The organism is Janthinobacterium sp. GW458P, from assembly GCF_002127585.1.
Taxonomy (GTDB): Bacteria; Pseudomonadota; Gammaproteobacteria; order Burkholderiales; family Burkholderiaceae_D; genus Janthinobacterium.
Map to the genome: position 1 here is coordinate 1 of NZ_NEGZ01000125.1, position 2,538 is coordinate 2,538.

Consider the following 2,538-nt stretch of genomic DNA (forward strand, 5'->3'; position numbering starts at 1 on the left):
CGCCGCCACCGCCGCCGCCCGGCCCGCCCGTCGAACTGAATGGCATGGTGCAGCGCAGCAGCGGACGCTCCACCGTCTGGCTGAACCAGGCGCCGCAGAACGAGCCGTACAACAGCCTGGCGCGCGGCCAGGACGGCATCCTGACGCTGCGCCTGTCGACGGGCCAGGTGGTGCTGCTGAAACCGGGCCAGCGCTACGATCCGGCCAGCGGCACGGTCACCGAAGCGCCGGAGAAACAGCCATGACGGCGCCAGCGCAACGCCAGCRCGGCGCCGCCCTGCTGTTGCTGGTCGCCGTGCTGGGCCTGGGCGCGGCCGGCTTGCTGATCGGCGCCTTCGGCCGCAACACGGGCGAGGCGGCGCGCCAGCAGCGCACCTTGCTCACCGTGGCGCAGGCGCGCGATGCCCTGCTGGGCTTTGCGGCGGCCAACGGCCGCCTGCCCCGTCCGGCCGCCTCCGCCCTCGACGGCCGCGAACGCCCCGCCGACTGCGCCGGCGACGCCGATTGCAGCGGTTTCCTGCCCTGGGTGGCGCTGGGCGTGACGGGCGTCGACGCCTGGGGCAAGCTGCTGCGCTACAGCGTCACGCCGGAAATGGCGCGCGCGCCCATCGTTTCATTTTCCGCCGTCGCCAACCGCGTCGTGCTGGGCCGCGACGCGCGCGGCGAACTCATGTATTTGGCGGGACAGGACTTGTGCGACGTCAGCGCCCAGTGCCTGCCCGCCGTGCTGTTTTCGCAAGGCAGGGAGCGCTTCGGCACATCCGCCAGCGGCGTGCGGCAGATCAATACGGCGCGCGGCAACGTCGACGAGGCCGCCAACGACAGCGACAGCCGCCGCTACGTCAGCCGCCCCGCCGCCCAGGACGGCGTGCCCGGCGGCGCCTTCGACGACATGCTGGCCTGGATCACCGTGCCGGCCCTGTACCAGCGCATGCGCGCCGCGCGCAACCTGCCATGAACGCCCGCCATCCGCAACGCCGCCAGCGCGGCTTTTCCCTCATCGAGATCGCCATCGTGCTGGTCATCGTCGGCCTGATGATAGGCGGCCTGGTCACGCCGCTGACGGTGCAGCTGGAGCAGCGCAAGGTGGCCGAGACGCAACAGGCGCTGGAAGAGGCGAAAGAAGCGCTGACGGGCTACGCGCTGCGCTACGGCTACCTGCCCTGTCCCGCCGTCTCGCCCATGAACGGCCTGGAAGACCGGCGCGGCGCCCGCTGCAACGGCGACAAGCGCGTCGGTTTCCTGCCCTGGGCCACCCTGGGGCTGCGCCAGGGCGACAGCTGGAACAATCTGTTCCGCTACAGCGTCACGCCCGCCTTCAGCGACAGCGAGCAGCAGTTCAACCTGGGCACGCCGCGCGACATCAGCATCGTCACGCGCAACGGCGGCCCGCTGCTGCAGGCGACGGCGCTGAACGACAYCCCCGCCATGATCATGTCGCACGGCAAGAACAGCTTCGGCGCCACCAGCGTGCAAGGCCGGCGCCAGGCCGTGCCTGCCGGCAACAATGTCGATGAACGCAACAACGCGACGAGCGCCAACATCTATATCAGCCGCGCCGCCGGCGGCGCGCAGCAGCCGGGCGGCGAGTTCGACGACCTCGTCGTCTGGCTGTCGCCGAACATCCTGTTCAACCGCATGGTGGCGGCGCAAAGGCTGCCCCGCTGATGCCGCCAACGATGCTCCGGCCCGCCCTCACCATCGCCCGCTATACGCTGCTCGAGGCGCTGCGCAGCCGCCTGCTGTGGCTGTTCGTGCTGGCCGCCTGCGGCGGCGCCGGCCTGGCCGGCTTCCTGCAGCAACTGGCGCTGACGGAAAGCGCCGCCGTGCAGACGGCCCTGCTGGCGGCCGTCCTGCGCCTGGCCGGCGTCTTCCTGCTGGCCGCCTTCATCGTCACGAGCATGGCGCGCGAGGCGGCCGACAAGGGCCTGGAACTGCTGCTGGCCCTGCCCATGCCGCGCGCCGCCTACCTGCTGGGCAAGCTGCTGGGCTACGCGGCCCTGGCCGGCGTGCCGGCCGTGCTGTTCGGCCTGCTGATGGCGCGCTTCGTCCCGGCCGCCCACGGCGCGCTGTGGGCCGCCTCCCTGCTCGGTGAATTGTGGATCGTGGCCGCCTTCAGCCTGTTGTGCGCGGCCAGCCTGCAGCAGGCGCTGCCGGCCCTGGCCGCCACGGCCGGCTTTTATGTGCTGGCGCGCATGGTGGGCAGCCTGCAGCTGCTGGCGCACGGCGCGCAGGCGGGCCAGTCCTGGCCGCAGCAAGCGATGACGGGCGCCGTCGACGTGCTGGCCCTGCTCCTGCCCCGCCTCGACGATTTTACCCGCACGGAATGGCTGCTGTACGCCACCGGCGGCTGGCCGGCGCTGGCCGGCGTGGCGGCGCAGACGGCCATCTATGTGGCCTTGCTGGCCAGTGCCGCGCTGTGCGACTTTTACCGCCGCAATATCTGATGCGCGCCGCCCTGCGTCCCTGGTCCGCGGTGCCGCGCCGCCTGTGCTGGCTGCTGGCGGCAAGCCTGCTGCTGCAGCTGGGCTGGCGCCT

At 72.0% G+C, this 2,538-nt stretch carries 4 protein-coding genes; all 4 read left to right on the forward strand.

From position 1 onward, the window contains the following. The coding region (locus tag CBW50_RS29635; protein WP_172404929.1) for a hypothetical protein at positions 1–245 on the forward strand (245 nt) is incomplete at its 5' end. Further along, a complete protein-coding gene (locus CBW50_RS28235; protein WP_086148552.1) occupies positions 242–958 on the forward strand; it encodes a hypothetical protein in 717 nt (238 codons plus the stop codon). The genes CBW50_RS29635 and CBW50_RS28235, both read left to right, overlap by 4 nt. Then, a complete protein-coding gene (locus CBW50_RS28240; RefSeq protein ID WP_086148553.1) occupies positions 955–1,668 on the forward strand; it encodes a type II secretion system protein in 714 nt (237 codons plus the stop codon). Before CBW50_RS28235 ends, CBW50_RS28240 begins: the two co-directional genes overlap by 4 nt. Continuing rightward, positions 1,668–2,447, forward strand: coding sequence for an ABC transporter permease subunit (locus tag CBW50_RS28245; RefSeq protein ID WP_086148554.1), 780 nt, complete (start codon positions 1,668–1,670; stop codon positions 2,445–2,447). Before CBW50_RS28240 ends, CBW50_RS28245 begins: the two co-directional genes overlap by 1 nt. Positions 2,448–2,538: the final 91 nt, after the last annotated feature.